General features: G+C 64.9%; 20 protein-coding genes. 9 read left to right on the plus strand and 11 right to left on the minus strand.

Annotation, left to right across the window (positions count from 1 at the left end; all coding sequences use genetic code 11):
* Positions 1-130: 130 nt before the first annotated feature.
* The 4 genes from Q2M23_RS10090 to Q2M23_RS10105 form a co-directional block, all read right to left on the minus strand.
* The gene (locus tag Q2M23_RS10090) at positions 131-3,283 is read right to left on the minus strand and encodes an efflux RND transporter permease subunit (RefSeq protein WP_057021104.1); all 3,153 of its coding nucleotides are present in this window, start codon (positions 3,281-3,283) and stop codon (positions 131-133) included.
* 13 nt (positions 3,284-3,296) lie between these two features.
* Positions 3,297-4,214 (minus strand): efflux RND transporter periplasmic adaptor subunit, encoded by a 918-nt coding sequence (locus tag Q2M23_RS10095; protein ID WP_028335192.1) that lies wholly within the window; start codon positions 4,212-4,214, stop codon positions 3,297-3,299.
* A 249-nt stretch (positions 4,215-4,463) separates the two neighbouring features.
* Positions 4,464-5,114 carry an OmpA family protein gene (locus Q2M23_RS10100; RefSeq protein WP_316395456.1) on the minus strand — a complete coding sequence of 217 codons (651 nt, stop codon included), beginning with the start codon at positions 5,112-5,114 and terminating at the stop codon, positions 4,464-4,466.
* 139 nt (positions 5,115-5,253) lie between these two features.
* The gene (locus Q2M23_RS10105; RefSeq protein WP_316395457.1) at positions 5,254-6,813 is read right to left on the minus strand and encodes a caspase family protein; all 1,560 of its coding nucleotides are present in this window, start codon (positions 6,811-6,813) and stop codon (positions 5,254-5,256) included.
* A 387-nt stretch (positions 6,814-7,200) separates the two neighbouring features.
* Between Q2M23_RS10105 and Q2M23_RS10110 the strand changes: the two genes are divergently transcribed.
* Together Q2M23_RS10110 and Q2M23_RS10115 are read left to right on the plus strand one after the other, a co-directional pair.
* The gene (locus Q2M23_RS10110) at positions 7,201-8,007 is read left to right on the plus strand and encodes an N-acyl homoserine lactonase family protein (protein ID WP_016843242.1); all 807 of its coding nucleotides are present in this window, start codon (positions 7,201-7,203) and stop codon (positions 8,005-8,007) included.
* Positions 7,961-8,962: an NAD(P)-dependent oxidoreductase gene (locus tag Q2M23_RS10115; RefSeq protein WP_274612942.1), complete on the plus strand. Its 1,002-nt coding sequence runs from the start codon at positions 7,961-7,963 to the stop codon at positions 8,960-8,962. The genes Q2M23_RS10110 and Q2M23_RS10115 overlap by 47 nt, the downstream gene beginning before the upstream one ends.
* A gap of 263 nt (positions 8,963-9,225) precedes the next feature.
* Here Q2M23_RS10115 and Q2M23_RS10120 read toward each other — a convergent pair whose 3' ends face one another.
* Complete coding sequence (locus tag Q2M23_RS10120; RefSeq protein ID WP_375167041.1) at positions 9,226-9,786, minus strand: MarR family winged helix-turn-helix transcriptional regulator; 561 nt, start codon at positions 9,784-9,786, stop codon at positions 9,226-9,228.
* Positions 9,787-9,955: 169 nt separating this feature from the next.
* Here Q2M23_RS10120 and Q2M23_RS10125 point away from each other — a divergent pair, with 169 nt between their 5' ends.
* The 5 genes from Q2M23_RS10125 (at position 9,956) to fahA (ending at position 15,753) form a co-directional block, all read left to right on the plus strand.
* A complete protein-coding gene (locus Q2M23_RS10125; protein WP_316395458.1) occupies positions 9,956-11,584 on the plus strand; it encodes an FAD-dependent oxidoreductase in 1,629 nt (542 codons plus the stop codon).
* A 9-nt stretch (positions 11,585-11,593) separates the two neighbouring features.
* Positions 11,594-11,821, plus strand: a complete 228-nt coding sequence (locus tag Q2M23_RS10130; RefSeq protein ID WP_225643236.1) for a DUF2783 domain-containing protein — start codon at positions 11,594-11,596, stop codon at positions 11,819-11,821.
* A gap of 231 nt (positions 11,822-12,052) precedes the next feature.
* A complete protein-coding gene (locus tag Q2M23_RS10135) occupies positions 12,053-13,006 on the plus strand; it encodes an MBL fold metallo-hydrolase (RefSeq protein ID WP_168859354.1) in 954 nt (317 codons plus the stop codon).
* A 2-nt stretch (positions 13,007-13,008) separates the two neighbouring features.
* The gene (hmgA, locus tag Q2M23_RS10140) at positions 13,009-14,355 is read left to right on the plus strand and encodes a homogentisate 1,2-dioxygenase (RefSeq protein WP_057021113.1); all 1,347 of its coding nucleotides are present in this window, start codon (positions 13,009-13,011) and stop codon (positions 14,353-14,355) included.
* Between the two features lie 126 nt (positions 14,356-14,481).
* Positions 14,482-15,753 (plus strand): fumarylacetoacetase, encoded by a 1,272-nt coding sequence (fahA, locus tag Q2M23_RS10145; RefSeq protein WP_316395459.1) that lies wholly within the window; start codon positions 14,482-14,484, stop codon positions 15,751-15,753.
* A 99-nt stretch (positions 15,754-15,852) separates the two neighbouring features.
* Here the strand turns inward: fahA and Q2M23_RS10150 are convergent, their stop codons facing one another.
* Both Q2M23_RS10150 and Q2M23_RS10155 read right to left on the minus strand, forming a co-directional pair.
* Complete coding sequence (locus Q2M23_RS10150) at positions 15,853-16,164, minus strand: DUF1272 domain-containing protein (protein ID WP_253605318.1); 312 nt, start codon at positions 16,162-16,164, stop codon at positions 15,853-15,855.
* An 81-nt stretch (positions 16,165-16,245) separates the two neighbouring features.
* Positions 16,246-16,722, minus strand: a complete 477-nt coding sequence (locus Q2M23_RS10155) for an Lrp/AsnC family transcriptional regulator (protein WP_050384067.1) — start codon at positions 16,720-16,722, stop codon at positions 16,246-16,248.
* Between the two features lie 123 nt (positions 16,723-16,845).
* On the opposite strand from Q2M23_RS10155, the gene hppD reads away from it, so the two are divergent.
* Entirely contained in the window at positions 16,846-17,964 is a 1,119-nt protein-coding gene (gene hppD / locus Q2M23_RS10160) for a 4-hydroxyphenylpyruvate dioxygenase (protein ID WP_316395460.1), read from the plus strand.
* A 196-nt stretch (positions 17,965-18,160) separates the two neighbouring features.
* On the opposite strand, the gene Q2M23_RS10165 is transcribed toward hppD, so the two are convergent.
* From Q2M23_RS10165 to Q2M23_RS10180, 4 genes are all read right to left on the minus strand, one after another.
* The gene (locus tag Q2M23_RS10165) at positions 18,161-19,273 is read right to left on the minus strand and encodes a CaiB/BaiF CoA-transferase family protein (RefSeq protein ID WP_316395461.1); all 1,113 of its coding nucleotides are present in this window, start codon (positions 19,271-19,273) and stop codon (positions 18,161-18,163) included.
* A 233-nt stretch (positions 19,274-19,506) separates the two neighbouring features.
* Entirely contained in the window at positions 19,507-20,307 is an 801-nt protein-coding gene (locus Q2M23_RS10170) for a xanthine dehydrogenase family protein subunit M (protein WP_316395462.1), read from the minus strand.
* A gap of 13 nt (positions 20,308-20,320) precedes the next feature.
* On the minus strand, positions 20,321-22,660 hold the full coding sequence (locus tag Q2M23_RS10175) for a xanthine dehydrogenase family protein molybdopterin-binding subunit (RefSeq protein WP_057021119.1): 2,340 nt from the start codon (positions 22,658-22,660) through the stop codon (positions 20,321-20,323).
* A 90-nt stretch (positions 22,661-22,750) separates the two neighbouring features.
* The gene (locus tag Q2M23_RS10180; protein WP_028335209.1) at positions 22,751-23,236 is read right to left on the minus strand and encodes a (2Fe-2S)-binding protein; all 486 of its coding nucleotides are present in this window, start codon (positions 23,234-23,236) and stop codon (positions 22,751-22,753) included.
* 404 nt (positions 23,237-23,640) lie between these two features.
* Between Q2M23_RS10180 and Q2M23_RS10185 the strand changes: the two genes are divergently transcribed.
* Positions 23,641-25,356 carry a PQQ-dependent methanol/ethanol family dehydrogenase gene (locus Q2M23_RS10185; RefSeq protein ID WP_057021120.1) on the plus strand — a complete coding sequence of 572 codons (1,716 nt, stop codon included), beginning with the start codon at positions 23,641-23,643 and terminating at the stop codon, positions 25,354-25,356.
* The last annotated feature ends 24 nt before the right edge of the window (positions 25,357-25,380 follow it).

The following is a 25,380-nucleotide window of genomic DNA, read 5'->3' on the forward strand; positions in this document are numbered from 1 at the left end:
TCAAGTCGCCGTGTCGGATTCGCCGTGTCGGATTCCGGCCGCCGTCGGCTCCTTTGCATGGGGTTGTTTTCGATATTTTGGAGTACGTCATCTCGTACGGGTCGCACCGCTGGCGAGGCGCGGCCTCAGCTCATTCCGCGGCGGGCGAGATCATGTTCGGCGGGCCGGGCGGGCGCTTGGTGTCGTCGGACTGGTGCTCGTTCGGGGTCAGCTCGTGGTCGGCATGCGAGACCACGAGCCGCTTGCCGAAGCGCCAGATCAGGCCGCCGACATCATCCATCACCATGAACATCGCCGGCACGAACACCAGCGACAGCGCGGTCGAGAAGATCAGGCCGCCGATCACTGCGAGCGCCATCGGCGAGCGGAATTCGCCGCCGGCGCCGAACGCAAGCGCTGACGGCATCATGCCGGCGGCCATCGCGATCGTGGTCATCACGATCGGGCGGGCGCGCTTCATGCCGGCGTCGATCATGGCTTCCTCGCGCGCCTTGCCGTCGCGGATCGCCTCCACCGCGAACTCCACCAGCATGATGGCGTTCTTGGTGACGATGCCCATCAGCATCAGGATGCCGATCCACACCGGCGTGGTGAGCTGCTTGCCGGTCAACAGCAGTGCGCCGATCGCGCCGCCGATCGAGAGCGGCAGCGAGAACAGGATGGTGATCGGCTGCAGGAAGGTGCCGAACAGCAGCACCAGCACGGCATAGACCATCATCAGGCCGGCGGTGATCGCGGTGGCGAAACCGTCGGACAGCTCGGCGAGGCTCTCGGCGTCGCCGGACGGGCTGACCCGCACGCCCTTCGGCAGGGTCTTCATGACCGGCAGGTCGTAGATCAGCTTGGTGGCGTCGCCGAGCGCGGCATTGCCGACAAGGTCGGCGGCGACGGTGGCCTGCCGCTCGCGGTCGTAGCGGTTGATGCTGGTCGGGCCCTGGTCGAGCTGGATGTCGGCGACGACGGAGAGCGGCACGCCGCCGCGCTCGCCCCGCTGGCCGAGCGGCACCCGCAGCTGCTCCAGCATCTGCAGGTCGCTGCGCGCATTGTCCTCGAGCTGGACGCGGATCGGCACCTGGCGGTCGCCGGCGTCGAACTTCGCCAGCGCCGGGCCGACGTCGCCGATGGTGGCGACGCGAATGGTCTGCGACAGGCTTTCGGTCGAGACGCCGAGCCGGGCCGCGAGCTCGGCGCGCGGGCGGATGCGCAGCTCGGGCCGGTCGAGCGCGGTCTCCGAGATCACGTTGGCGATGATCGGAATCCGCTTCATCTGCGTCGCGAGTTCGCTGGCCACGTTGTTGACGATGTTGCTGTCGGTACCGGTGACGACCAGCGAGATCGCGCGCAGGCCGTTCTCGTCGAGGAACCAGAACCTGATATCCGGGACGTTATCGAGCTCCTTGCCGATCGACAGTTCGAGCTCACGCTGGGTGATCTTGCGGTCGGCCTTCGGCGTGTAGTTGATGATCAGCGCGGCGCGGCGCACCTCCTGCAGGCCCGGCGGCACCCGGCCGCCATCGACGAACACGCTTCGTACCTCGGGCCGCTTGCGCAGCCGCGCCACGATCTCCTCGGTGACCTTCTCGGTGTAGGCAAGCTGCGAGCCGGGCGGCAGCTCCATCGCGAGCAGCGAGCGCGCGGTGTCCTGCGCCGGCAGGAAGCCCTGCGGCAGCAGCGTGATGCTCCAGATCGACGCGGCGAAGATCGCAAAGCCGATCAGCACGGTGACGAAGTAATGCTTCACCGACCAGGTGACGAGGCTGTGATAGCCGCGCAGGATCGGGCCGGGCGGCGGATCGTCGTGGTCATGATGCTTGAGGAAATAGGCGGCCAGCATCGGCGTAACGAAGCGCGCGGCGAGCAGCGAGAAGAACACCTGCACCGACACGGTGATGCCGAACTGCTTGAAGAACTGCCCGGCAATGCCTGACATGAAGCTCGCCGGCGCGAAGATCGCGATGATGGTGAGCGAGATCGCGATCACCGCAAGGCCGATCTCGTCGGCCGCTTCGAGGGCGGCACGATAGGGCGTCTTGCCCATCCGCATGTGGCGGACGATGTTCTCGATCTCGACGATGGCATCGTCGACCAGGATGCCGGTCGACAGCGTGATGGCGAGGAAGGAGACGAGGTTGAGCGAGAAGCCGAGCAGATCCATCGCCCAGAATGCCGGGAAGATCGACAGCGGCAGCGAGACCGCCGCGATGATCGTGGCGCGCATGTCGCGCAGGAACAGCAGCACGATGATCACGGCGAGGATCGCGCCCTCGAACAGGGTCGAGATCGCGGCCTCGTAATTGCCCTTGGTGAACTCGACCGAGGTGTCGATCAGCTTCAGGTCGACATCGGGATAGGCCACCTTCAGCGCGTCGATCCGCTTCTGCACCGCGGCCGCGACGACGACGTCGCTGGCGCCCTTGGAGCGCTTGATGCCGAGCGCGACAACCGGCTCGCCGTTGAAGCGGGCGAAGGTGCGCCGGTCGGCGATGGTGTCGGTGACGGTGCCGAGATCGTCGAGCCGGATCTCGCCGCCGCCGAACAGCGGGATCATGGTGCCGGCGAGCTCGTTCAGCGTCTTGGCGCCGGCCAGCGTGCGGATCGCCTGGTCGTTCTTGCCGATCTCGGCGCGGCCGCCGGCGACGTCGACATTGGTGCCGCGCAGGATCTGGCTGACATTGACCGCGGTGAGCCCCACCGCCTGGAGCTTGTCGGGATCGAGCGAGACCAGGATCTCGCGCTCGACACCGCCGATGCGCTCGACCTGGGCGACGCCGCGCACGCCCTGCAGGGCGCGCTTGACCACGTCGTCGACGAAATAGGACAGCTGCTCCGGCGTCTTGCCGGGCGAGATCGCAGCATAGGTCACGATCGGCAGGCCGATCACGTCGACGCGCTGGATCAACGGCTCGGTGACATTCTGCGGCAGATTGGCGCGCACGCGCGTCACCGCATCCTTGACGTCGTTGAGCGCGCGGTCGGTGTTGGTCTCCAGCGCGAACTGGATCGTGGTCACCGACAGGCCGTCGGTGATCGAGGAGGAGATGTGGCGCACGCCCTCGACGCCGGAGACGCCGTCCTCGATGGTCTTGGTGACCTGCGATTCAAGTTCCGACGGCGCGGCGCCGAATTGCGAGACCGCGACCGAGATCACCGGAATGTCGGCGCTCGGCAGCCGCGTCACCGCAAGCTTGGTGAAGGAGACCCAGCCCAGCACGAGCAGGATGATCGAGAAGACGATCGAGGGAAGCGGGTTCCGGATCGACCATGCCGAGATGTTCAAAGCCATTAGCGTGCCCGAATTACCGTGATCGTGTGCGATCGAGTTCGTCGGCGAACATGGTCTTGATCTGGTCGCCGTCATGCAGCGAGGTGCCAGCGTCGGCCACGACGATTTCGCCGACGTCGAGGCCTTCAAGGATTTCGGTCGAGGTGTCGGAGGTCAGCCCGACGCGCACCCTGCGGGTCTCGACGGTGTTGCCCTTCACGACCTGCAGGGTCAGGCGGTCGATCGCGGTACGCGGCACCGCGACGCCGCAGGAGCGCTTGGCGTCGATATTGGCACGCGCGAACATGCCGACCTTCAGCGTCGGATTGTTGTTGATGGTGATGCGGACGTGCCCGAGCTGGGTGGTGCGGTCGATCTGCGGCGAGATTTGGCGGACCTTGCCGACCATGTCGGGCGCATCGTCGCGGCTGATCCGCACATTGGCGCCGGGATTGAGCTTCAGGAGCTGGAAGCCCGGCACCTCGGCGTCGAGTTCGATCTCGTTGTTGATCGAGATCTTGAACATCGGAGGCGCCTGCGGCGAGGCCGGCGCGCCGGGCGCGGTGCGCACTTCGGTGACGAGGCCGGCCGCCGGCGCCCGCAGCACAAGCGGCTTGGCATTGGCCTGTGCGGCCTGCTGCGGCGGCGGGGTCAGCCGCGCCAGTTCCTGGTTCTCGGTGACGGTGTCGCCCTCGCGGACCAGCACGTCGGTGACCTTGGAGCCGTCCTGGTCGACATTCACCTGCGCCTCGCGGCGCGGCACGATGAAGCCGGTGACGCGGACCATGTCGGAGAAGCAGGCATTGGTCGACTTCGTCACCACGACCAGCGCCTGGCCCGGCGTCTCCTTCTCCTCCGGATGGGAGCGGTGCTCGAACGCGTAATAGGCGATCGCGAGGGCGAGGAAGAACACCGTGCCGAGCGCAGGCTTGAGGTATTGGGAAAAATTCATCGCCTGATCAATCCAGAGCTTGGCGCGTCATCGGTGTTGGTCGAAGTCTCATCACGCTCGCTATCGTATTGCCTGGGCATTCGGAAGGCCGGTGCCATTGTTCCGGATCATGCCCTAACGTCATGTGAGGCGGGTCACCTGTTATGCCACATTGGGGCTCGGCCCAAACAGCATTGGCCCTAAAGCAAATGCGCCCCGCCGGGGTGCGGGACGCATTGTAGCCTCAAAAAGGGGCCACGCCACCGCCCATCACTTGGCGGCGGTGGCCTTGTTTTCCATGTTCACGACCTGCACGCGCCGGTTCACCTCCGCCATCGGGTGGCTCGGGTCCTTCAGCTTGCTCTTGCCATAGCCGACGGTGACGAGATCGGTGCCGTTGATGCCGTATTTGTCGACGAGATAGCGCTTGATGGCGTCGGCACGGCGTTCCGAGAGGCCCTGATTGTAGTCCTCACCGCCGGCGGCGTCGGTGTGGCCGGCGACCACGAAGGTTAAGCCCTTCAGGTCCTGATTGGTCAAGGCGCGGCCGAGCGCCTGCACCGACGGCAGCGACTTGGCGCTGATATCGGCGGAGTTGTAGTCGAAGTTGATCTCGAGATCGATCTTGGGCTTGTCCTGGACGATGGTCGCGATTTCCTCGCGTTCCGCCGAGGACAGCGAGCGGGTGGCGCGGCCACGGACGCTCTGCACGAATTTGGCCTGGTCGGCATTCAGCTCCGGCGAGGTGGTCTGCGGGCCGGCCGAAAGGCCGCGGGTCAGCGGCTTCTTGTCGGGCGTCAGCGCCTTGATGATCTGGTCTTCGGTGACGTCGCCGGCATGGGCGACGGCCATGCCGAACGACAGCGCGGCGCCAACGGTCATGATTGAAACGATCGCGGCCTTTGCCGACGGCTTGAACATTTCGGTCCCTCCTGCGCAAGCTGGCGCGGTTCCAACGACTATTCAGATTGATTGCCGGCATCGCTGCCCGGCTCGCACCCTCTGATTAGTCGCTCAATTCCGTCAGCGGTTCGCGCCGCGGGCAGACCTTCGTCCATTGTCACTGCACGCCGTAGTCGGCGAATTCCTTGACGATGTTCGGGTCCATCGCCTTGGCGTTGGCGATGTCGAGATCGCCCTCCGCGACCGCGCCGTTGCGCTGCTTGGCGAGCCCGCGCCCGTATAGCGACGAGGTCAGCCGCGGGTTGATCTTCAGCGCGGCGTCGAAATCGGCGATCGCGTTCTTGTTCTGCCCGCCCTTCAGGTTCATCAGCCCGCGGCTGTCGAGCGCATCGACGAAGTTCGGGCGCAGCCGCAGCGCCTCGTTGCAGTCCTTCAGCGCCGCCTGCAGGTCGCCGATCACGGTGCGGACCCAGCAGCGGTTGTTATAGGCCTCGACATCCTTCGGGTTCAGTCGCAGCGAATTGGTGAAGTCCTTCACCGCGAGGTCGTAGGCCCCCTTGCTGGCATAGACCTGGCCGCGGCGATACAGCGCCGCTGCGTCGTCGGGATTCTTGTCCAGCTTTTCGCTCAGGCCCTTGATCGTCGGATCATCGGCGAGCACAGGCGAATTGCTCGGCGCCGGCGTGGGCTGGATCACCACCGGCGGCGGAGCCGCGGGCGGCGGCAGGGCGATCTCGGGCGCCTTGGGCTGGGGTGGCGGTGCAGTCGGCGCTGCCGCAATCGGAGGCGTCGGCGGCGCCGGTGATGGTGTCGGCGCTGTTGCCGCTGGTGGCGTCGGGGTCGCCGCGGGCGGTGTCGGCGTTGCTGCGGGCGGAGCCGGCGGAGGCGCGACTGGCGGTGCCGCTGCCACTTCCGGTGACGGCGACGCGGCGGTTGCCGGCGCGGCGTTCGACGGCCCGGCCGTGCCGGCCGAAATGAACGAGAAATCCTCGGCCAGTGACGACGAGATCCACGGCACCTGTTCCTGCCGCGAGGCGCGGGTGACGCCGACGCGGGTGCGGTTCAGCGTTTCCTCGGCCATCAGGTCGGGGGTGCGGATCTCCTTCAGGAGTTCCCGCACGAACAGGCTGTGGTCGCTGCCATTGTCGGAGACGACAGACGACAGCGCGGCCGAATACATCACCAATGTACCGTTCGGGGCGATCACCGGGGCGAGCCCTGCCGAAAAGCTGCGGAAGCGCCGCTCGAACGGGTTGCGCCGCGAGGCGTCGATCAAGGCGATCTTCACACCGGCGCCACGGCTGTTGATTTCCCCGAGCACGGTCTCGAGGCTGAAGCCGTCGCGCCGAACGTCGGCCTCGGCCCAGATCTGCGCATCGATCGGGATCATGTAGCTCTGCCGGTTCGACTGGATACCGTAACCGGAGAAGAAGATCAGGGCGACCGAGCCCGGCTTGATCTTGCCGTAGAGCCGGTCGAAGGCGCGACGCATGCCGTCGCCGGTCAGGTTCTCGCCGACCTCGACGGTGAAGCCGTCGCGCTTGAGCTCGTCGGCGACGTCACGGGCGTCGTTGACCGGCTCCTTCAGCGGTGCGTCGGCGTCGGGATATTTGGCGTTGCCGATGACCAGCGCGAAACGGTCGCCGGCGGCAAAGGACAAAGTGGGCGCCGCGATTGAAAAAATCAGCGTGGCGAGCAAGGCAAGGCGGATTTTCATAATCGCAGCAAATCCAGATCGCGGCATTCCAGTGAAACGGCGCCGCTTCCAGCCTGCGCCTCGGGAACCTTACTCTAGCGAAAATCCATTATCAAACCACGGCCAAACCCCGTCAACGGCTTGCGGCAGCATCGTTTATCGCGGTGATGCCAGCCAGACCGCAGTGCAGCAGCATGCGGTCATGGCGGCCATCCTCATCCGGCACGGTGCTGGTTCCTGCGGGCCGATAACGTGCCTGCACTCACGAAGGCTGTCGCCACCCTGTCATGCGCTCGTCGCACGCCGCGCGGTTTGACCTTTGCGCGAGGCGATGGCTTTGTGTTCGGGACGGCAGGCTATTCAAAGACAAGCCGTTCAAAACAGGCCTTGCAAACAAGAGCGAAACCGATGGGAAACGCCTACGAGATCTACGCCCTGCGCTATGCGACGATGTCGCCGCGCACGCCCCACCTCAACTTCCTGGTGCCCGATCCGCACGATACCACCGCGCAGGACCTGGATTATTTCGTCTGGCTGATCCGTGGCCATGGCCGCGACATCCTGGTCGACACCGGCTTCAACGCCGAGGAGGCTAAGGCGCGCGCCCGCAAGCTGACGCTCAACCCGGTCGACGCGCTGGCCGGCTTCGGCGTCAGTGCCGATAGCATCAAGGATGTCGTCGTCACTCACCTGCATTACGACCACGCCGGCAATCTCGATCGCTTCCCGAACGCCAAATTCCATCTGCAGGAACGCGAGATGAGCTACGCGACCGGCCGCTGCATGTGCAACGGCATGCTGCGCCATCCGTTCTCCATCGAGCACGTCACGCAGATGGTGCGCCACGTCTATGGCGAGCGCGTCACCTTCCACTCCGGCGACGGCGAGATCGCACCCGGCGTCACCGTGCATCGCGTCGGCGGCCATTCCGACGGCCTGCAAGTGGTGCGCATCGAGACCGCGCGCGGCCCGGTCGTGCTGGCGTCGGACGCCGCGCATTATTATGCGAACCTGCACAAGCGCAGCCCGTTCCCGATCGTCTACAATGTCGGCGACATGGCGCAGGGCTGGGAGACCGTCGAGCGGCTCGCCGGTCATCCGGACCGCTTCATTCCCGGTCACGATCCGATCGTCAGCGAGATCTATCCGCGCGCCAGCGACAAGGTCGATGCGTTCGCGCTGCATCTGGCGCCGTCGCGATCGTTCGCGAAATAGCCTCGCCGATTGGGCGAGGCTCGTCTGCAACACGTCAAGAAACGTCAAAAGAAGCGATATGACTGACACCAAGACGACTGACACCAAGACTCTCGGGTTCATCGGCCTCGGCGTGATGGGTGAGCCGATTTGCCGCAACCTGGTCAAGAAGAGCGGCAAGCGCGTTGTCGTGTTCGACCTCTCGGCCGAACCGCTGCAGCGGTTGCGCGCCGACGGTGCCGAGGTTGCCGCGTCGGTCGCCGACGTCATCAAGCAGAGCGATGTGCTGTTCCTCTGCTTGCCGAGCGCCAGGCACGTGCGCGCGGTGTTCGAAGGCGACGGCATCTTGAAGAACACGAGAAGCGGCCAGATCGTGGTCGATCTCGGCACGTCTTCAGTCAGCCAGACCCGCGATTTCGCCGCGCAGTTGCAGGCCAAGGGCGCGGCGTGGGTCGACGCACCGATCGCGCGCACGCGGCAGGCGGCGCAGGACGGCACGCTCAGCGTGATGGTCGGCGCGGTGCCCGCGCTTTATGCCGCGATCGAGCCCTTGATCCGCTGCTTCGCCACCGATGTCACCAATTGCGGTGACGTCGGCGCCGGGCAGGTGACCAAGATCCTCAACAACATGGTGCTGTTCGAGACCGTGAACGCGCTGGCCGAGGCTGTCGCGGTGGCGAAGCATAACGGCGTCGATCCGAAGCTGCTGCTGGAAACCTTGTCGAAGGGCTCGGCCGACAGCTTTGCGCTGCGCAACCATGGCATGAAGGCGATCGTGCCCGGCGTGTTTCCCGAGCGCGCATTCTCGACCGAATATGCGCTGAAGGATCTGTCCTACGCGCTGGAGCTCGCCGCCGATGCGGGCATCAAGATCCGCGGCGCGGAGCTGATCGGCACGGTGCTTCAGGAAGCGATCGACAAGGGATCGAAGGACAATTATTTTCCGGTGATCGCGACACATATCGACAGGGCGTAACGGCACCGTCATTGCGAGGAGCGTAGCGACGAAGCAATCCATCGTCCCGCATGCTCGGATGCATGGATTGCTTCGCTTCGCTCGCAATGACGGTGGAAGGAGCCGCACAAGATTCCATCACCGTCACCCCCGCGCAAAGGCTTCGCCTTTGTCGCTGGAGGAGCGCGCTCTTGCGCGCGTCTCGAAGGGTCGACGGCCACCAGCCGGGCCGTGCATCCTTCGAGACGCGCTGCGCGCTCCTCAGGATGACGGGTTGAGTGAGCCTAATACACGTCCTTGGCGTCGGCCTCTTCGCTGGTCTGCACCAGTTCGAGGCTGTTCTCGACCTTGCCGAGCAAGCGGCCGAGGTCGCGGCGTTCCTGTGCGGAGAGGCAGGACAAGATCTCCTGTTCCTTGCGCAGCAGGCGCGGGATCAGTTCCTCGTAGAGCGCCTGGCCCGTTTTGGTCAGTCGCAGGCGGAATTCCCGGCGGTCGTCGGCGTTCTCGACGCGCTCGACGATCTCGCGCTCCATCAGCGCCGACACCGCGCGGCTGATGGTGGATTTATGGGTGCGCGTGCAGTGCGCGATGTACTGCGCGCTGCAGGGATCGCTGCGGAAGCCGAGCGTTGCGAGCACGCGCCACTCCGGAATGTCGAGGCCGTAGCGCGCCTGATATTCGCTCGACAGCGCCGAGGACACCTCGGCCGCCAGCCGGTTCAGGCGGAACGGCATGAAATGGAAGAGATCGAGGCGCTTCTTGGTCGGCGCGATAGTGTCGCGCAGCTCCGCTTCCACGGCACTGCGCGGCCGGGCTGGAGGCTGGCTTGCAGAGGTCCGTGCCAAAAATCCCTCCAATTTGAGTTGACGGCAGCCCCGACTGGGGGTTTAAGATAGTTGCAAGTGAGACTAATTTAGCAAGGTCGCGGCCGGCTCGCAAGGTCCCGGTCGCACGCCGGTCACACAGAACCGCAGCCAGAGGCCGCGGCGCAAGGGAAACATCCAGGGTCACGCAATGGCATACGCCAACACGGCACAGGCCAAAACCCAGTTCGGCTATCGCCGTCATCCCGACCAGGAGCGCTCGGGCGCCAATGTCGCGGAGCATCCCGTCGTCGTGGTCGGCGCCGGGCCGGTGGGATTGTCGCTCGCGATCGATCTCGCGCAGCGCGGCCAGCGCGTGGTGCTGCTCGACGATGCCGACCGGATCGGCGAAGGCTCGCGCGCGATCTGCTTCTCGAAGCGCTCGCTTGAGTTCTGGGATCGCCTCGGCGTCGGCGACCGCATGGTCGAGAAAGGCGTGGTGTGGAGCGTCGGCAAGATCTTCCACGGCGCCTCGCAGCTCTACCAGTTCAATTTGCTTCCCGAGGAAGGCCACAAGCGGCCCGCCTTCATCAACCTGCAGCAGTTCTACGCCGAGGCCTATCTGGTCGACCGGGTCGGGCAACTGCCTGAAATCGACCTACGCTGGCGCAACAAGGTGATCGCGCTGGAGAGCCGCAACGATGGCGTTGCGCTGACCATCGCAACCCCTGACGGCTCCTACCAGGTGCACGCGACCTTCGTGGTCGCCTGCGATGGTGCTCGTTCCTCGCTGCGGCAGATGGTCGGCGCGGAGTTCGCGGGCCAGGTGTTCGAGGACCAGTTCCTGATCGCCGACGTCAAGATGACGGCGGCGTTCCCGACCGAGCGCTGGTTCTGGTTCGATCCGCCGTTCCATGCCGGACGCTCGGCGCTGCTGCACAAGCAGCCGGACGACATCTGGCGGATCGATCTGCAGCTCAACCCGGATGCCGATCCGGTGGCCGAGAAGCAGCCCGAGAATGTCCGGCCGCGGATCGAGCGCATGCTCGGCCATGACAAGTTCGAGTTCGAATGGATCTCGCTCTACAAGTTCCAGTGTCGCCGGATGGCCAAGTTCATCCACGGCCGGGTGATCTTTGCCGGGGATTCCGCCCATCAGGTCTCGCCGTTCGGCGCGCGCGGCGCCAATTCCGGGCTCGAGGACGCCGAGAATTTGGCGTGGAAGCTCGACCGCGTGCTGCGCCGGCTGTCGCCGGAGGGCTTGCTGGAGAGCTATCACATCGAGCGCAGCGCGGCTGCGGACGAGAACATCCGCGAGTCGACCCGCTCGACCGACTTCATGGCGCCGGTGACACGGCAGGAGGCGCGGCTGCGCCAGGCGGTGCTGTCGCTCGCCAAGGATACCGAGTTCGGCAAGCGCATGGTCAATGGCGGGCGGCTGTCGGTGCCGTCGGTCTACGATACGCCGCTGTCGAGCGGCGATCGCGATGATTGGCGCGGCGGCCCGCGGCCCGGCGCCTCGATGCCGGATGCTCCGGTGACGGAGCAGGGCGGAGGTTCCACCTATCTGACCGATGTTTTCATCAGACAGGGAACGCGCTTCACGCTGCTGGAGTTTGGCAATGGCGCGGCTGCCGATGTGCCCGATGGCGTCGGCAGCATCCGAGTCGGCGGCGAGGATGGGCTGGTCGACGCGCAGGGCCTTGCCGGCAAGCGCTACGATGCCGAGCCCGGCACCGCCTATCTGCTGCGGCCGGACGGCTATGTCGCGGCACGCTTCCGCAACGCGGCGCGGCCGGTACTTGATGCGGCGCTGGCGCGCGCAGCCGGCCTGAACTGAGGAGCAGTCATGGCGCTGTCGACCGGTTCGAATTTCGCAAAGCCCGACGACGCCTTCCGCGCCATCGTCGAGGCCCATCGCGGCCTCACCGAGGCGCAGAGCGCCGATCTCGATGCTGCGCTGGTTCTGGTGCTCGCCAACCATATCGGTGATCTCGACGTGCTGCGCGAGGCGATCGCGCTGGCGAAGCGGCGGATGCTGGACGCCAGCCAGCAGCAACAACAGCAACAGCAATAGTTACGAGCTGAATCAGGATGGATCTTTATCAAGTCGCGCAGCAGCCTCCGCCTCACCTCGCCCCGCTTGCGGGGAGAGGTCGGAACGCATCGTCAGATGCGTTCCGGGTGAGGGGGAGCTTCCGCAGACACATCTGTCGCCGTGTATGCGGAGACAGCCCCTCACCCCAACCCTCTCCCCGTAAGAACGGGGAGAGGGGGCGAATGCTCTTGAACGGACAGGATTGAACTGATGGCCAAAGGTTTCGCATCGACCACGGATCTCTCGGAGAAGAAGGTCACCTTCTCCGAGATCGGCACCGATCTCTATGCCTTCACTGCCGAGGGCGATCCCAACACCGCCGTGATCGTCGGCGACGACGGCTGCCTGGTGTTCGACGCGCAGGCGACGCCGGCGATGGCCAACAAGGTGATCGAGCGGGTCAAGACCGTCACCGACAAGCCGATCAAATATGTCGTGCTGTCGCACTATCATGCGGTGCGCGTGCTCGGCGCCTCCGCCTATCACGCGCAAGGCATCGTCGCCTCGCAGGAGACCTATCGCCTGATCGAGGAGCGCGGCCAGCAGGATTGGGATTCCGAATATGGCCGCTTCCCGCGCCTGTTCCAGGATGCGGCAAGCATTCCCGGCCTGACCTGGCCGACGCTGACCTTCGAAGGCGAGATGTCGATCTATCTCGGCAAGCGCGAGGTGCGGCTGATGCAGCTCGGCGCCGGCCATACCTCGGGCGACATCGTCGCCTGGGTGCCGGATGCCGAGGTGATGTTCTCCGGCGATCTGATCGAATATCACTCGGCGTGCTATTGCGGCGATGCGCATTTGCGCGAATGGCCGACGACCTTGAACGAGATCCGCGCCTTCAATCCGAAGGCGATCGCGCCGGGCCGTGGCGATGCGCTGAAGGGCCTCGCCACCGGGCGCGATGCGATCGCGATGACCCGCGATTTCGTCACCACGCTCTACGGCGCGGCCGAATCATCCGTCGCCAAGGGCCGCAGCCTGAAGGAATCGATGGCGGCAACGCGCGAGGTGATGGATCCGAAGTTCTCGAGCTTTGCGATCTACGAGCACTGCCTGCCGTTCAACGTTTCGCGCGCCTATGACGAGGCGTCGGGGATCGACGATCCCGTGATCTGGACCGACAAGCGCGACCAGGAAATGTGGGCCGCCCTGCAAGGAGGATAGCGATGAACATCAATACCTCGCCTGATCAGATCGTCCGCAGCTCAGGGCAAGTCACCCCGGGCTACATGTCCGGCTTCGGCAACAGCTTTGAGACCGAGGCCTTGCCCGGCGCGCTGCCGATGGGGCGCAATTCGCCGCAGCGCTGCGCCTATGGGCTTTATGCCGAGCAATTGTCCGGCTCGCCGTTCACGGCGCCACGCGGCACCAACGAGCGCTCGTGGCTCTATCGCATCCGCCCGTCGGTGCGGCACTCCGGCCGCTTCGCCAAGGCAGATAGCGGGCTGTGGCGCACCGCGCCGTGCCACGAATACGACATGCCGATCGCACAGTTGCGCTGGGACCCCGCGCCGATCCCGAAGGAGGACATGACCTTCCTGCAGGGCGTGCAGACCATGACCACGGCGGGTGATGCCAACACCCAGGCCGGCATGGCCGCACACATCTATCTCATCACCAAATCGATGGTCGATCAGCATTTCTACAATGCCGATGGCGAGATGATGTTCGTGCTGCAGCAGGGCAATCTGCGTTTCGTCACCGAGTTCGGCCGGATCGACGCCGAGCCGGGCGAGATCGTGGTGATCCCGCGCGGCGTCAAATTCCGCGTCGAAATTCCCGGCGGCCCGGCGCGCGGCTATCTCTGCGAGAATTACGGCGGCGCGTTCACGCTGCCGGAGCGCGGCCCGATCGGCGCCAACTGCCTCGCCAATTCACGCGACTTCCTGACGCCGGTCGCGAGCTACGAGGACAAGGACACCCCGACCGAGCTCTACGTCAAATGGGGCGGCTCGCTGTTCAAGACCACGCTGCCGCATTCGCCGATCGACGTGGTCGCCTGGCACGGCAATTACGCGCCCTACAAATACGATCTGCGTACCTTCTCGCCGGTCGGCGCGATCGCCTTCGATCATCCCGATCCCTCGATCTTCACGGTGCTGACCTCGCCGTCGGAGACCGCGGGCACCGCGAATATCGACTTCGTGATCTTCCCGGAGCGCTGGATGGTGGCCGACAACACCTTCCGTCCGCCGTGGTACCACATGAACATCATGTCGGAGTTCATGGGGCTGATCTACGGCGTCTACGACGCCAAGCCGCAGGGCTTTGTGCCGGGCGGCATCAGTTTGCACAATTGCATGTTGCCGCACGGTCCCGACCGCGAAGCCTTCGAGCACGCCAGCAACAGCGAGCTGAAGCCGGTCAAGCTGACCGGCACGATGGCCTTCATGTTCGAGACCCGGTTCCCGCAGCGCGTGACCGAACATGCGGCGAAATCGTCGACGCTGCAGGACGATTACTCGGATTGCTGGAAGGGCTTGGAGAAGAAGTTCGACCCGAACAAGCCGTGAGTTTGTGTCCCTCGTCATCGCCGGGCTTGACCCGGCGATCCATCGCGCTTTCCGAAGATGGATGCCCGGGTCAAGCCCGGGCATGACGACTTTCTGAGCATGACGACTTTCTGATTGGAGGAATCAGTGACCCACCCCAACGACCCAAAGCTCCGCTCCTTCATCGACGTCGCCCCGACCTCCGACTTCCCGATCCAGAACCTGCCCTATGGTGTGTTCTCGTCGAAGGATGGCCTTGCGCCGCGCGTCGGTGTTGCGATCGGCGATTATGTGCTCGACCTGTGGGAGCTCGAGCAGGACTCGCGGCTCGATGTCGGGCTGCTCGGCGTGTTCTCGCAGCCGTCGCTCAACGCCTTCATGGCGCTCGGGCCGAAAGTGTGGTCGGCGACGCGGGCGCGGATCAGCGAGCTGCTCCGCTCGGATCATCCGGAGCTGCGCGACAACAGGGAATTGCGGGCGCGGGCGCTGGTGCCGATGGCCGACGTCAGGCTGCACATGCCGTTTGCGGTTTCGGGCTATACCGATTTCTATTCGTCGAAGGAGCACGCCACCAATGTCGGCGTCATGTTCCGCGGCAAGGACAATGCGCTGCAGCCGAACTGGCTGCATATGCCGATCGGCTACAACGGCCGCGCCTCGACGGTGGTCGTGTCGGGCAGCAAAGTGCGCCGCCCCCGCGGCCAGCTGAAGCCGCCGACCGCTGAGGTGCCGAGCTTCGGCGCCTGCAAGCGGCTCGACTTCGAGCTCGAGATGGGCGTGGTGGTCGGCCGGGCCTCGCCGATGGGCGAGATGCTGACGGAGAAGCAGGCCGAGGAGATGATCTTCGGCTTCGTCATCCTCAACGACTGGAGCGCGCGCGACATCCAGCAGTGGGAGTATGTGCCGCTCGGCCCGTTCCAGGCCAAGGCGTTCGCGACCTCGATCAGCCCGTGGGTGGTGACGCGCGAGGCGCTCGAGCCGTTCCGCATGCAGGGCCCGGCGCAGCAGCCGGAGCCGCTGGCGTATCTCAAGCAGACCCAGCCGAACAATTACGACATGCAGCTCGACGTCGCGCTGCGCGCCGGTGCAATGAACGAGGCGAAGACAATCTGCAGCACCAACTTCAAATACATGTACTGGTCGTCGGTGCAGCAGCTCGTGCACCATGCCTCGAGCGGCTGCGCGATGAATGTCGGCGATCTCCTCGGCAGCGGCACGATCTCCGGCCCCGAGAAGCACCAGCGCGGCAGTCTCCTGGAAATCAGCTGGAACGGCACCGAGCCGGTCGAACTTGCCAGCGGCGTGACGCGGTCGTTCCTGGAGGACGGCGATTCGCTCGTGATGCGCGGCTGGTGCCAGGGCGACGGCTATCGCGTCGGCTTCGGCGAGGTCGAAGGCACGATCGTCGCGACGGAGTAGGTCGCGCTGTCATTCCGGGGCGATGCGTAGCATCGAGCCCGGAATCTCGAGATTCCGGGTATGGTCCTTCGGACCATCCCGGAATGACGGGTGGGCCAGCTACCGTTCCTCGGGCCTGACATCCCTCAAGCGCGCCGTATTCGCGGCGACGTCCTCGAGGCTGTACTTCAAATGCACCCGCTTGTCCGACGGCGGCTGGTTGACCGTGCAGACACCCGGCCGCCACGGCTTGGCCGGGCGGATCGGCCGCGGCGCAAAGCCGCCGCCGCAGTTCGGGCAGACATTGCCGAGCCTGGTCTCGGCGCAATCCGCACAGAACGTGCATTCATAGGAGCAAATCCGCGCGTCGATGGCGCTGGGTGGCAGGTCCTTGTCGCAATATTCGCAGTTCGGTCGCAGCTGCAGCGCCATGGTTCGTCTCTCTTGCCGTTGTCGGAATGATCGCAAGCCAAGCCGCAAAAGCGAATGGCGGATTTCCCTCGATTCGAGCCATCACGCCTGTAGCGACTTCAGCGGCAGCCTGGTGCTCTCCTTTAGCCGGTCGAGCACGATCGAGGAGCGCACATGGGCCACGCTCTGGTGCGGCATCAGCACGTTGTTGACGATGTCGGACAGGCTCTTGAGGTCGCGCAACATCACCTTGAGCACGTAGTCGGCATCCCCGGTCAGCGCATAGGCCTCCTGGATATCATCGACCCGGTTGACCAGCTCGCGAAACCGCTTGGCGTTGTCGGGCGAGTGGGTCGCCAGCGTGATGTGGATGAAGGCGATCAGGCCGAAGCCGAGCGCCTCGCCGGCGAGGTCGGCGTGGTAGCCGGCGATGACCTTCTCCTCCTCCAGCCGCATCCGCCGCCGCGAACATTGCGATGCCGACAGCCCGACGAGGTCGGCCAGCTGCTGGTTGGTCAGCCGGCCGTCGTCCTGCAGGGCGGCGAGCATTTTCAGGTCGAAGGCGTCCACTTCAGGCATGCGTCAAATGTCCATTTCGTGCACGGATCGTGCGCAAATCTAGCAAAATGGGACCGATTTTGCACGCACGTTGTGCAGCAAATGACGGAAACTGATTCCCAGACAAATCAGGGAGTTGCCGCCATGGGTCCGTTTCCGCACGATGCGCCGCCGGCCGAAATCAGCACTGAGAACCCGATGGGCACCGACGGCTTCGAGTTCGTCGAATATGCCCATCCGAATCCGGCGGAGCTGCACGCGCTTTTCAAGCTGATGGGCTTCGTCGCGGTCGCCCGCCACCGGACCAAGCAGATCACGGTCTATCGCCAGGGCGACATCAACTATCTCGTCAATGAGGAGCCGGGCAGCCACGGCTTCAACTTCGTCGCCGCGCACGGTCCCTGCGCCCCGTCGATGGCATTCCGTGTGGTCGACGCCAAGCATGCCTATGAGCGCGCGCTCGCGCTCGGCGCGGAGCCGGCGGATGTCTCGCCCGCAGCGAAGACGCTCGATGTGCCCGCGATCAGGGGGATCGGCGGCAGCCTGCTTTATTTCGTCGACCGCTACGGCGCCAAGGGCTCGGCCTATGATGCCGAGTTCGAATGGCTCGGGGCCGTCAACCCGCGCCCGGCCGGGTCGGGGCTTTATTACATCGATCACCTCACCCATAACGTCCATCGCGGCCGGATGGATGTCTGGACCGGCTTCTATGCAAAACTGTTCAACTTTCGTCAGATCCGTTTCTTCGACATCGAGGGCCGCGCATCCGGCCTGTTCTCCCGTGCGCTGACCAGTCCGGACGGCAAGATCCGGATTCCGATCAACGAGGACGCCGGCGATTCCGGTCAGATCGAGGAATATCTCAACGTCTACCGCGGCGAGGGCATCCAGCACATCGCCTGCGGCGCGCGCGACATCCACGCGACCGTCGAGAGGTTGCGCGCCGACGGCCTGCCGTTCATGCCGTCGCCGCCCGATACCTATTTCGAGCGGATCGACGCCCGCCTGCCCAAGCATGGCGAGGACGTCGCCCGGCTCAGGACCAACGGCATCCTGATCGACGGCGAGGGCGTGGTCGACGGCGGCCAGACCAAGGTGTTGCTGCAGATCTTCTCGGCCAACGCGATCGGACCGATCTTCTTCGAGTTCATCCAGCGCAAGGGCGACGATGGCTTCGGCGAAGGCAACTTCAAGGCGCTGTTCGAATCGATCGAGGAAGACCAGATCCGCCGCGGCGTGCTGAAGGTCGATCACGCGGCGTGAGCCATGGCGCGCCGCGCCAGCGCACAGCAAAGGGTGTCGTCCCGGCCTCGTGCGCAATTGCGCACGGGAGCCGGGACTCATACCGCGGAATCTATCGCGTGTGCCGGGTAGTAGTCCCGCGGAAAAAGCCGCGCGCCACAACCGCGTGTCGTGGTTATCCGGCTCGCGCTTCGCTTGGCCGGGACGACAACGAGATTTACTTCGCTGCTTTCCAAGCCGCCGTCACATCCCCGATATTCGCCAGCTCCGGCTCGCGGATCGCGGACGGCGTGCGCGAGAAGCGCGGCGCGGGGGCAGGCTGGGTGACGCCGTGGCGTTCGACGAACACCTGGCGCGCGGCCATGTGCGGATGCTTGGGCGCTTCCTCCATGGTCAGAATCGGCGCGAAGCAGATGTCGGTGCCTTCCATGATCTGGCACCAGTCCGCGCGCGACCTGCTCTTGAACACCTGGGTCAGCTTCTCCTTCAGCGCCGGCCAGGCCTTGCGGTCCATCTGCGCGTCGAAGTCGGCGTCGGTCAGGTCGGCATGCTTGCGCAGCAGCGCGTAGAATTGCGGCTCGATCGAGCCGATCGAGATGAAGTTGCCGCAGGAGCATTCGTAGACGCCGTAGAAATGCGCGCCGCCGTCCAGGAAATTCTGGTCGCGGCCGCCGCTCCAGCGGCCCTGCGCGGCCATGTCGTAGAACATCGACATCAGCGAGGCCGCGCCGTCGCACATCGCGGTATCGACCACCTGGCCCTTGCCGGACTTCTGCGCTTCCAGCAGCGCGGCGAGCACGCCGACCACGAGGTAGAGCGCGCCGCCGCCGAAATCGCCGACCAGGTTGAGCGGCGGCACCGGCTTCTCCTTGGTGCCGATCGCAGCCAGCGCGCCCGTGATCGAGATGTAGTTGATGTCGTGGCCGGCGGCATTCGCCAGCGGGCCTTCCTGGCCCCAGCCGGTCATGCGGCCATAGACCAGTCTTGGATTGCGCGCGAGCACGACATCCGGGCCGAGGCCGAGGCGCTCCATCACGCCGGGACGAAAGCCCTCGATCAGCGCGTCGGCGTGGCCGAGCAGGTCGAGCACTTCAGCAATCGCCGCCTTGTTCTTGAGGTCGAGCTCGATGACCTTGCGGCCGCGGGTTGCGACCGCCTTCAGATTCTTGCCGGCGCCGACCCGATCGAGCGTGATGACCTCGGCGCCCATGTCGGCGAGCAGCATGCAGGCGAACGGGCCGGGACCGATGCCGGCGAATTCGACGATGCGGAAGCCGGCGAGCGGGCCCGAGGTGCGGGCGGCGGTCTGGGAGGCAGGTTTATCGAGCACGTTGTTCTTCCGTTGGTTGCGGGGCGCTAGGCGGCTGAGATGTCGCGGCTGGCTTGGTGCCGAACTTCATGCGTTCTCCCAGCCGTCCGTGGGACGGTATTTTTAATTAGCTGATTAGCTAAATTGTCTCGCCTAAAGCCGGATGTGGCAAGCACCTTTTGTCCTGTGCCGCCGGTAAAAACGCGAACGGCGCGCATCGCTGCGCGCCGTTCTGGACTTGTGTTTAGGCGCTATCAGCCCGCGGCCGCGACCGCCCGCTGTCCCATCACCTTGATCAAGTTGGCGCGGTAGTCGGCCGAGCCGTGGATGTCAGCGAGCAGGCCGCTCGCCGGGATATTGACGCTGTCGAGCGCCGAGGCCGCCCAGTTCGCCTTCAGCGCCTGCTCGATCGGCGCGACCCGCATGACGCCGCTCTGCGACGCGCCGGTGGCGGTGGCGCGGACGTCGCCCGACTTGGTCTTGGCGACGAACACGCCGGTCAGTGCGAAGCGCGAGGCCGGGTTCGGGAATTTCGCGTAGCCCGCCTTGGCCGGGATCGGGAACGACACGGCGGTGATGATCTCGCCATCCTCGAGCGCCGTCGTGAACAGGCCCTTGAAGAAATCATCCGCCGCGATCGACCGCTTGTTGGTCTTGACCGTCGCGCCGAGCGCCAGCACCGCCGCCGGATAATCCGCCGCCGGGTCGTTGTTGGCGAGCGAGCCGCCGATCGTGCCGCGATAGCGCACGGCGGGATCGCCGATCATCGACGCCAGATTGGCGAGCGCCGGGATCGCCTTCTGCACCGCATCGTTTTGCGCCACATCGTAATGCGGAGTCGCGGCCCTGATGGTGACGGTGTCGCCCGACACCTCGATGCCGATCATCTCCTGCACCTTGGACAGGTCGATCACGTCGGAAGGCGCGGCAAGACGCTGCTTCATCACCGGAAGCAGGGTTTGTCCGCCGGCGAGGAATTTTGATTCCGCGCCTTTGGCGAAGGTTGCGGCGGCGTCAGCGACCGAGGAAGCGCGGTGATAATTTGTCTCGTACATGGCTCTTCCTCCCTCAACCGTGAATGGCATGCCAGACGCGATCGGGCGTCGCCGGCATTTCCAGCTTGTTGTTGCCGATGGCGTCCGTGATCGCGTTGATCACGGCAGCCGAGGCGCCGATCGCGCCGGCTTCGCCGCAGCCCTTGACGCCGAGCGGGTTGCCCGGACACAGCGTCGTGGTGTGGGAGAGCTGGAACGAGGGCAGGTCGTCGGCCCGCGGCATGGTGTAGTCCATGAAGGACGCGGTCATGAGCTGACCGGTGCCGTCATAGACCACACCTTCGAACAGTGCCTGGCCGATGCCCTGCGCAAGGCCGCCATGGACCTGGCCCTCGACGATCATCGGGTTGATCAGCCGGCCGAAATCGTCGGCTGCGACGAAGTTGACGAAGGAGGTCTTGCCGGTGCCGGGATCGACCTCGAGTTCGCAGATATAGGCGCCGGCCGGGAAGGTGAAGTTGGTCGGGTCGTAGAACGCCGTCTCCTTCAGGCCGGGCTCCATGCCATCGGGCAAATTATGCGCGGTGTAGGCGGCGAGCGCGACCATCGGCAGCGCGATCGACTTGTCGGTGCCGGTGACCTTGAACTCGCCGTTCTCGATCACGATGTCGCTCTCGGATGCCTCGAGCGCATGCGCGGCGATCTTCTTGGCCTTGGCCTCGACCTTCTCCATCGCCTTCACGATCGCCGTACCGCCGACCGCGAGCGAGCGCGAGCCGTAGGTGCCCATGCCGAACTGCACCTTGTCGGTGTCGCCATGGACGATCGAGACCTGGCTGATCGGCACGCCGAGCCGCTCCGCGATGATCTGGCAGAACGTCGTTTCGTGACCCTGGCCGTGGCTGTGCGAACCGGTGAGCACCTCGATGGTGCCGACCGGGTTGACGCGGATCTCCGCCGACTCCCACAGGCCGACGCCGGCGCCGAGACTGCCGACCGCCTTCGACGGCGCGATGCCGCAGGCCTCGATGTAGCAGGAGATGCCGATGCCGCGCAGCTTGCCGTCGGCTTTCGCCTTGGCCTTGCGGGCCGGGAAGCCGGCATAGTCGATCGCCTTCATCGCAGCATCGATCGAGGCGTGGAAGTCGCCGATATCATACGCCATGATTACAGGCGTCTGATACGGGAACTGGGTGATGAAGTTCTTCTTGCGCAGCTCGGTCGGATCGACCTTCAACTGCCGCGCCGCCGTCTCCATCATGCGCTCGATCAGAAAACTGGCCTCGGGGCGGCCGGCGCCGCGGTAGGCGTCGACCGGCGTGGTGTTGGTGTAGACGCCGATCACCTCGGCATAGATCGCCGGAATCACGTACTGGCCCGACAGCAGCGTCGCGTAGAGATAGGTCGGCACCGCCGAGGAGAACAGCGACATATAGGCGCCGAAATTGGCGTGGGTCTTCACCCGCAGGCCAAGGATCTTGTTGTCCTTGTCGAACGCCAACTCCGCCTTCGAGACATGGTCGCGGCCATGCGCGTCGGTGAGGAAGGCTTCCGAACGGTCGCCGGTCCACTTCACCGGGCGGCCCACCTTCTTCGAGGCCCACAGAGCCACCATCTCTTCGGGATAGATGTAGATCTTGGAGCCGAAGCCGCCGCCGACGTCGGGCGCGATCACGCGCAGCTTGTGCTCGGGCGCGATGTTGTAGAACGCCGACAGCACGAGGCGGGCGACGTGCGGGTTCTGCGACGTCGTGTAGAGCGTGTAGTGCTCTTCGGCCTGGTCGTAATGCGCGATCGCGGCGCGCGGCTCCATCGCGTTCGGCACCAGGCGGTTATTGGTGAGGTCGAGCGTCACCACATTGGCCGCCTTGCTGAAGGCATCCTTGACCGCGGCTTCGTCGCCGAGATGCCAGTCATATACGATGTTGCCGGGAGCTTCGGGATGAAGCTGCGCGGCGCCCGGCTTGATCGCGGCCTTGATGTCAGGCACCGCGGGAAGTTCTTCGTAATCGACGACGACCGCTTCGGCGGCGTCCCTGGCCTGGTTCTTGGTCTCGGCGATCACGACCGCGACGGCCTGCCCGACAAAGCGCACGGTCTCCGGCGCCATCGCCGGCCACGCGCCCATTTTCATCGGTGAGCCGTCCTTCGAGGTGATGGCCCAGCCGCAGATCAAATTGCCGACCTTGTCGTCGACGATCTGCTGTCCGGTCAGCACCGCGATCACGCCGGGCATCTTCATGGCCTCGGCGGAATCGATGCCCTTGACCTTGGCATGGGCATGCGGGCTGCGGATGAAGTGAGCGTAGCTCATGCCGACCATTTTGACGTCGTCGACGTAACGTCCTTGTCCGGTGATGAACCGGCGATCTTCCTTGCGCACGACACGTGCGCCAATTCCTTCAACACCCATTGTCTAGTCCTCCCGACCGGAGATTCGATTTGCCGCCGTTTCCATCGAGACCGGCGGTGGTGAGCTTGATCGTGTGCGGTGCGTGGCGCGCTATTCGGCGGCCTGCGCAACCTTCATGCGGCCGGCTGCGTCGAGCACCGCCTTGACGATGTTGTGGTAGCCGGTGCAGCGGCAGATGTTGCCTTCGAGTTCGTGGCGAACCGTTTCCTCGTCGAGCTTGCCGCCATGGCGGTGCACGATGTCGACAGCGGACATGATCATGCCGGGGGTGCAATAGCCGCACTGCAGGCCGTGATTGTCGCGGAACGCCGCCTGCATCGGGTGCAGCTCGTCGCCTTTGGCGAGGCCTTCGATCGTGGTGACGTTGCAGCCCGCGGCCTGGCCGGCCAGCATGGTGCAGGATTTGACCGCCCGTCCATCGACATGGACGACGCAGGCGCCGCATTGGCTGGTATCGCAGCCGACATGGGTGCCGGTGAGGTTCAGGTTTTCGCGCAAGAGGTGCACGAGGAGGGTTCGGTCCTCAACGTCGACCGAGACCGCCTTGCCGTTTACCGTCAGTTTGACTGTAGACACGCGTTTCTCCCAATAGCTTCGTTATGGGCCCAGTAGACCACGCTTCATGTGGGTCGTAACCGCGATCAAAGTCGTAGTCGCGGCCCTGTCATGAAGGCGCCGGGCAGTGCCTGCGATCCTAGCAGGCGGCCGTTCAATGGGCAATTTGCAAGCAGCCGGCGGCGTGCTCCGGCGCGACGAAATTGCCCGGCAGCGCAAGCGGTTTTCGGCAAACTGACGGTGCTCGCCGCACGCCAAAATCGTCGCCGCGATCGCTACTACCTTCCGCCTATAACGACGCAAAAGCGTTGCTGTCATTTTCATCGCCGACGCAGCGACGGAAGATCGCTGGTTCACGAAATTGGGTCGAGAGACGCGCTCGCGATGCACCCATCGCGGCAACGAAACCATATTGGAGGAAGCCAATGAAGCTGAGGAGCAGGATTTTCTTTGCCGGCGTGTCGCTGGTCGCCATGGTGCTGGCAGGCATTGGTGCGTCGAAAGCCAATGATTCCGTCGTGAAGGCGGCATCCGATCCCAACGGATGGGCAATTGCCGGCCACGATTACGGCAATACGCGTTTCAGCCCGTTGAAGCAGATCAACTCCGAGAATGCCGGCAAGCTGCAGCTGGTCTACTCGCTGTCGCTGGCTTCGCTCCGCTCCAACGAGTCGTCGCCGGTTGTGATCGGCAAGAACCTGTATGTGTCGACCTCGTGGGGTCCGAAATACGTCTATGCGATCGATGCCGCGACCGGCGCGCGCAAATGGACCTGGCAGCCCGATATTCCGGATGACGTGCTTCAATACGCCTGCTGCGACGTCAACAATCGCGGCGTGTCCTATGCTGACGGCAAGATCTTCGTCGGCCGGCTCGACGGCAAGCTGACCGCGCTCGACGCCGAGACCGGCAAGGAGCTCTGGACCTCGACGGTCGTCGACTACAAGCAGGGCTCGGTCATCACCTCGCCGCCGCTCGTCGTCCGCGACAAGGTCATCACCGGCTTCGGCGGCGGCGAATATGGCGTCCGCGGCGCCTTGCAGGCGTTCTCGCTCAAGGACGGCAAGCTGCTCTGGCAGACCTACACGGTGCCGGCGCCGGGCGAACCCGGCAGCGACACCTGGAAGGGCGACACCGGGCTGCACGGCGGCGGCGCCGCCTGGCTGGTCGGCTCCTACGATGCCAAGTCCGACACGGTCTACTGGGGTACCAGCAATCCGGGGCCGTGGAATACCGCGGTGCGCTCCACCGGCGACGGCAATTTCGGCAAGCTGACCAACCTTTACACGGCCTCGACGCTGGCGATCGATCCCAACACCGGCAAGATCAAGTGGCACATCCAGGGCACGCCGGCTGACGCCTGGGACTATGATGGCGTCAACGAGCTGCTGCTCGCCGACCTCAAGATCAAGGGTACCGAGACGCCCGTGCTGATGAAGGCGGACCGCAACGGCTTCTTCTTCGTGGCCAACCGCGAGACCGGCAAGATGATCTCCGCGGAGAAATACGTCTTCGCCAACTGGGCCAAGAAGTGGGACATCAACACGATGCGGGCGGAAGAGGATCCGGACAAGCGTCCGGGCCCGGGCCATCCCGCCAAGGACATCTGCCCGAACCTGATCGGCGGCAAGAACTGGCAGCCGATGTCGTTCAACCCGCAGACCGGCCTCGTCTACATCCCGAGCAACAATGTGTGCATGGACTGGTCGGTCTCTGACGTGAACTACAAGCGCGGCGTGTTCTATCTTGGCGCCGAATTCCCGACCAAGCCGGGCCCCGGCGGCTTCCTCGGCGAGCTCGTAGCCTGGGATCCGATCGCCAACAAGAAGGTGTGGAGCATCAAGGAAGACCTGCCCTTCAACGGCGGCACGCTGACGACCGGCGGCAATTTGGTGTTCTCCGGCAACCTGCATGGCGACTTCCGCGCCATCGATGCCAAGAACGGCAAGGTGCTGTGGAGCAAGAACCTCGGCAGCGGCATCGGTGCAGGTCCAGTGACCTATTCGGTCGACGGCAAGCAGTATGTCGCGATCGTGGTCGGACGCACCGCGGCGCTGCCGGCCTTCCTCGGTGACATCGGCAAGAAGATGGTCGCCGCGGCGCCCGAAGGCGGCTCGCTGTTCGTGTTCGCCCTGCAGTAAACGATCGTCTAGGAGGCAGCATTG

Origin of the sequence: Bradyrhizobium sp. 33ap4 (assembly GCF_032654765.1) — a bacterium.
GTDB lineage: Bacteria > Pseudomonadota > Alphaproteobacteria > Rhizobiales > Xanthobacteraceae > Bradyrhizobium > Bradyrhizobium australafricanum.

What these genes read in the sequence shown, in the direction of transcription:
- Q2M23_RS10150 (WP_253605318.1), bottom strand. Translation starts at nt 16,164, where the DNA reads ATGGCGCTGCAGCTGCGACCGAACTGCGAATATTGCGACAAGGACCTG.
- Q2M23_RS10105 (WP_316395457.1), bottom strand. Translation starts at nt 6,813, where the DNA reads ATGAAAATCCGCCTTGCCTTGCTCGCCACGCTGATTTTTTCAATCGCG.
- Q2M23_RS10185 (WP_057021120.1), top strand. Translation starts at nt 23,641, where the DNA reads ATGAAGCTGAGGAGCAGGATTTTCTTTGCCGGCGTGTCGCTGGTCGCC.
- Q2M23_RS10115 (WP_274612942.1), top strand. Translation starts at nt 7,961, where the DNA reads ATGCGTTCGCGCTGCATCTGGCGCCGTCGCGATCGTTCGCGAAATAGC.
- Q2M23_RS10130 (WP_225643236.1), top strand. Translation starts at nt 11,594, where the DNA reads ATGGCGCTGTCGACCGGTTCGAATTTCGCAAAGCCCGACGACGCCTTC.
- Q2M23_RS10100 (WP_316395456.1), bottom strand. Translation starts at nt 5,114, where the DNA reads ATGTTCAAGCCGTCGGCAAAGGCCGCGATCGTTTCAATCATGACCGTT.
- Q2M23_RS10135 (WP_168859354.1), top strand. Translation starts at nt 12,053, where the DNA reads ATGGCCAAAGGTTTCGCATCGACCACGGATCTCTCGGAGAAGAAGGTC.
- Q2M23_RS10090 (WP_057021104.1), bottom strand. Translation starts at nt 3,283, where the DNA reads ATGGCTTTGAACATCTCGGCATGGTCGATCCGGAACCCGCTTCCCTCG.
- Q2M23_RS10110 (WP_016843242.1), top strand. Translation starts at nt 7,201, where the DNA reads ATGGGAAACGCCTACGAGATCTACGCCCTGCGCTATGCGACGATGTCG.
- Q2M23_RS10095 (WP_028335192.1), bottom strand. Translation starts at nt 4,214, where the DNA reads ATGAATTTTTCCCAATACCTCAAGCCTGCGCTCGGCACGGTGTTCTTC.
- hppD (WP_316395460.1), top strand. Translation starts at nt 16,846, where the DNA reads ATGGGTCCGTTTCCGCACGATGCGCCGCCGGCCGAAATCAGCACTGAG.
- Q2M23_RS10125 (WP_316395458.1), top strand. Translation starts at nt 9,956, where the DNA reads ATGGCATACGCCAACACGGCACAGGCCAAAACCCAGTTCGGCTATCGC.
- hmgA (WP_057021113.1), top strand. Translation starts at nt 13,009, where the DNA reads ATGAACATCAATACCTCGCCTGATCAGATCGTCCGCAGCTCAGGGCAA.
- Q2M23_RS10175 (WP_057021119.1), bottom strand. Translation starts at nt 22,660, where the DNA reads ATGGGTGTTGAAGGAATTGGCGCACGTGTCGTGCGCAAGGAAGATCGC.
- Q2M23_RS10155 (WP_050384067.1), bottom strand. Translation starts at nt 16,722, where the DNA reads ATGCCTGAAGTGGACGCCTTCGACCTGAAAATGCTCGCCGCCCTGCAG.
- Q2M23_RS10170 (WP_316395462.1), bottom strand. Translation starts at nt 20,307, where the DNA reads ATGTACGAGACAAATTATCACCGCGCTTCCTCGGTCGCTGACGCCGCC.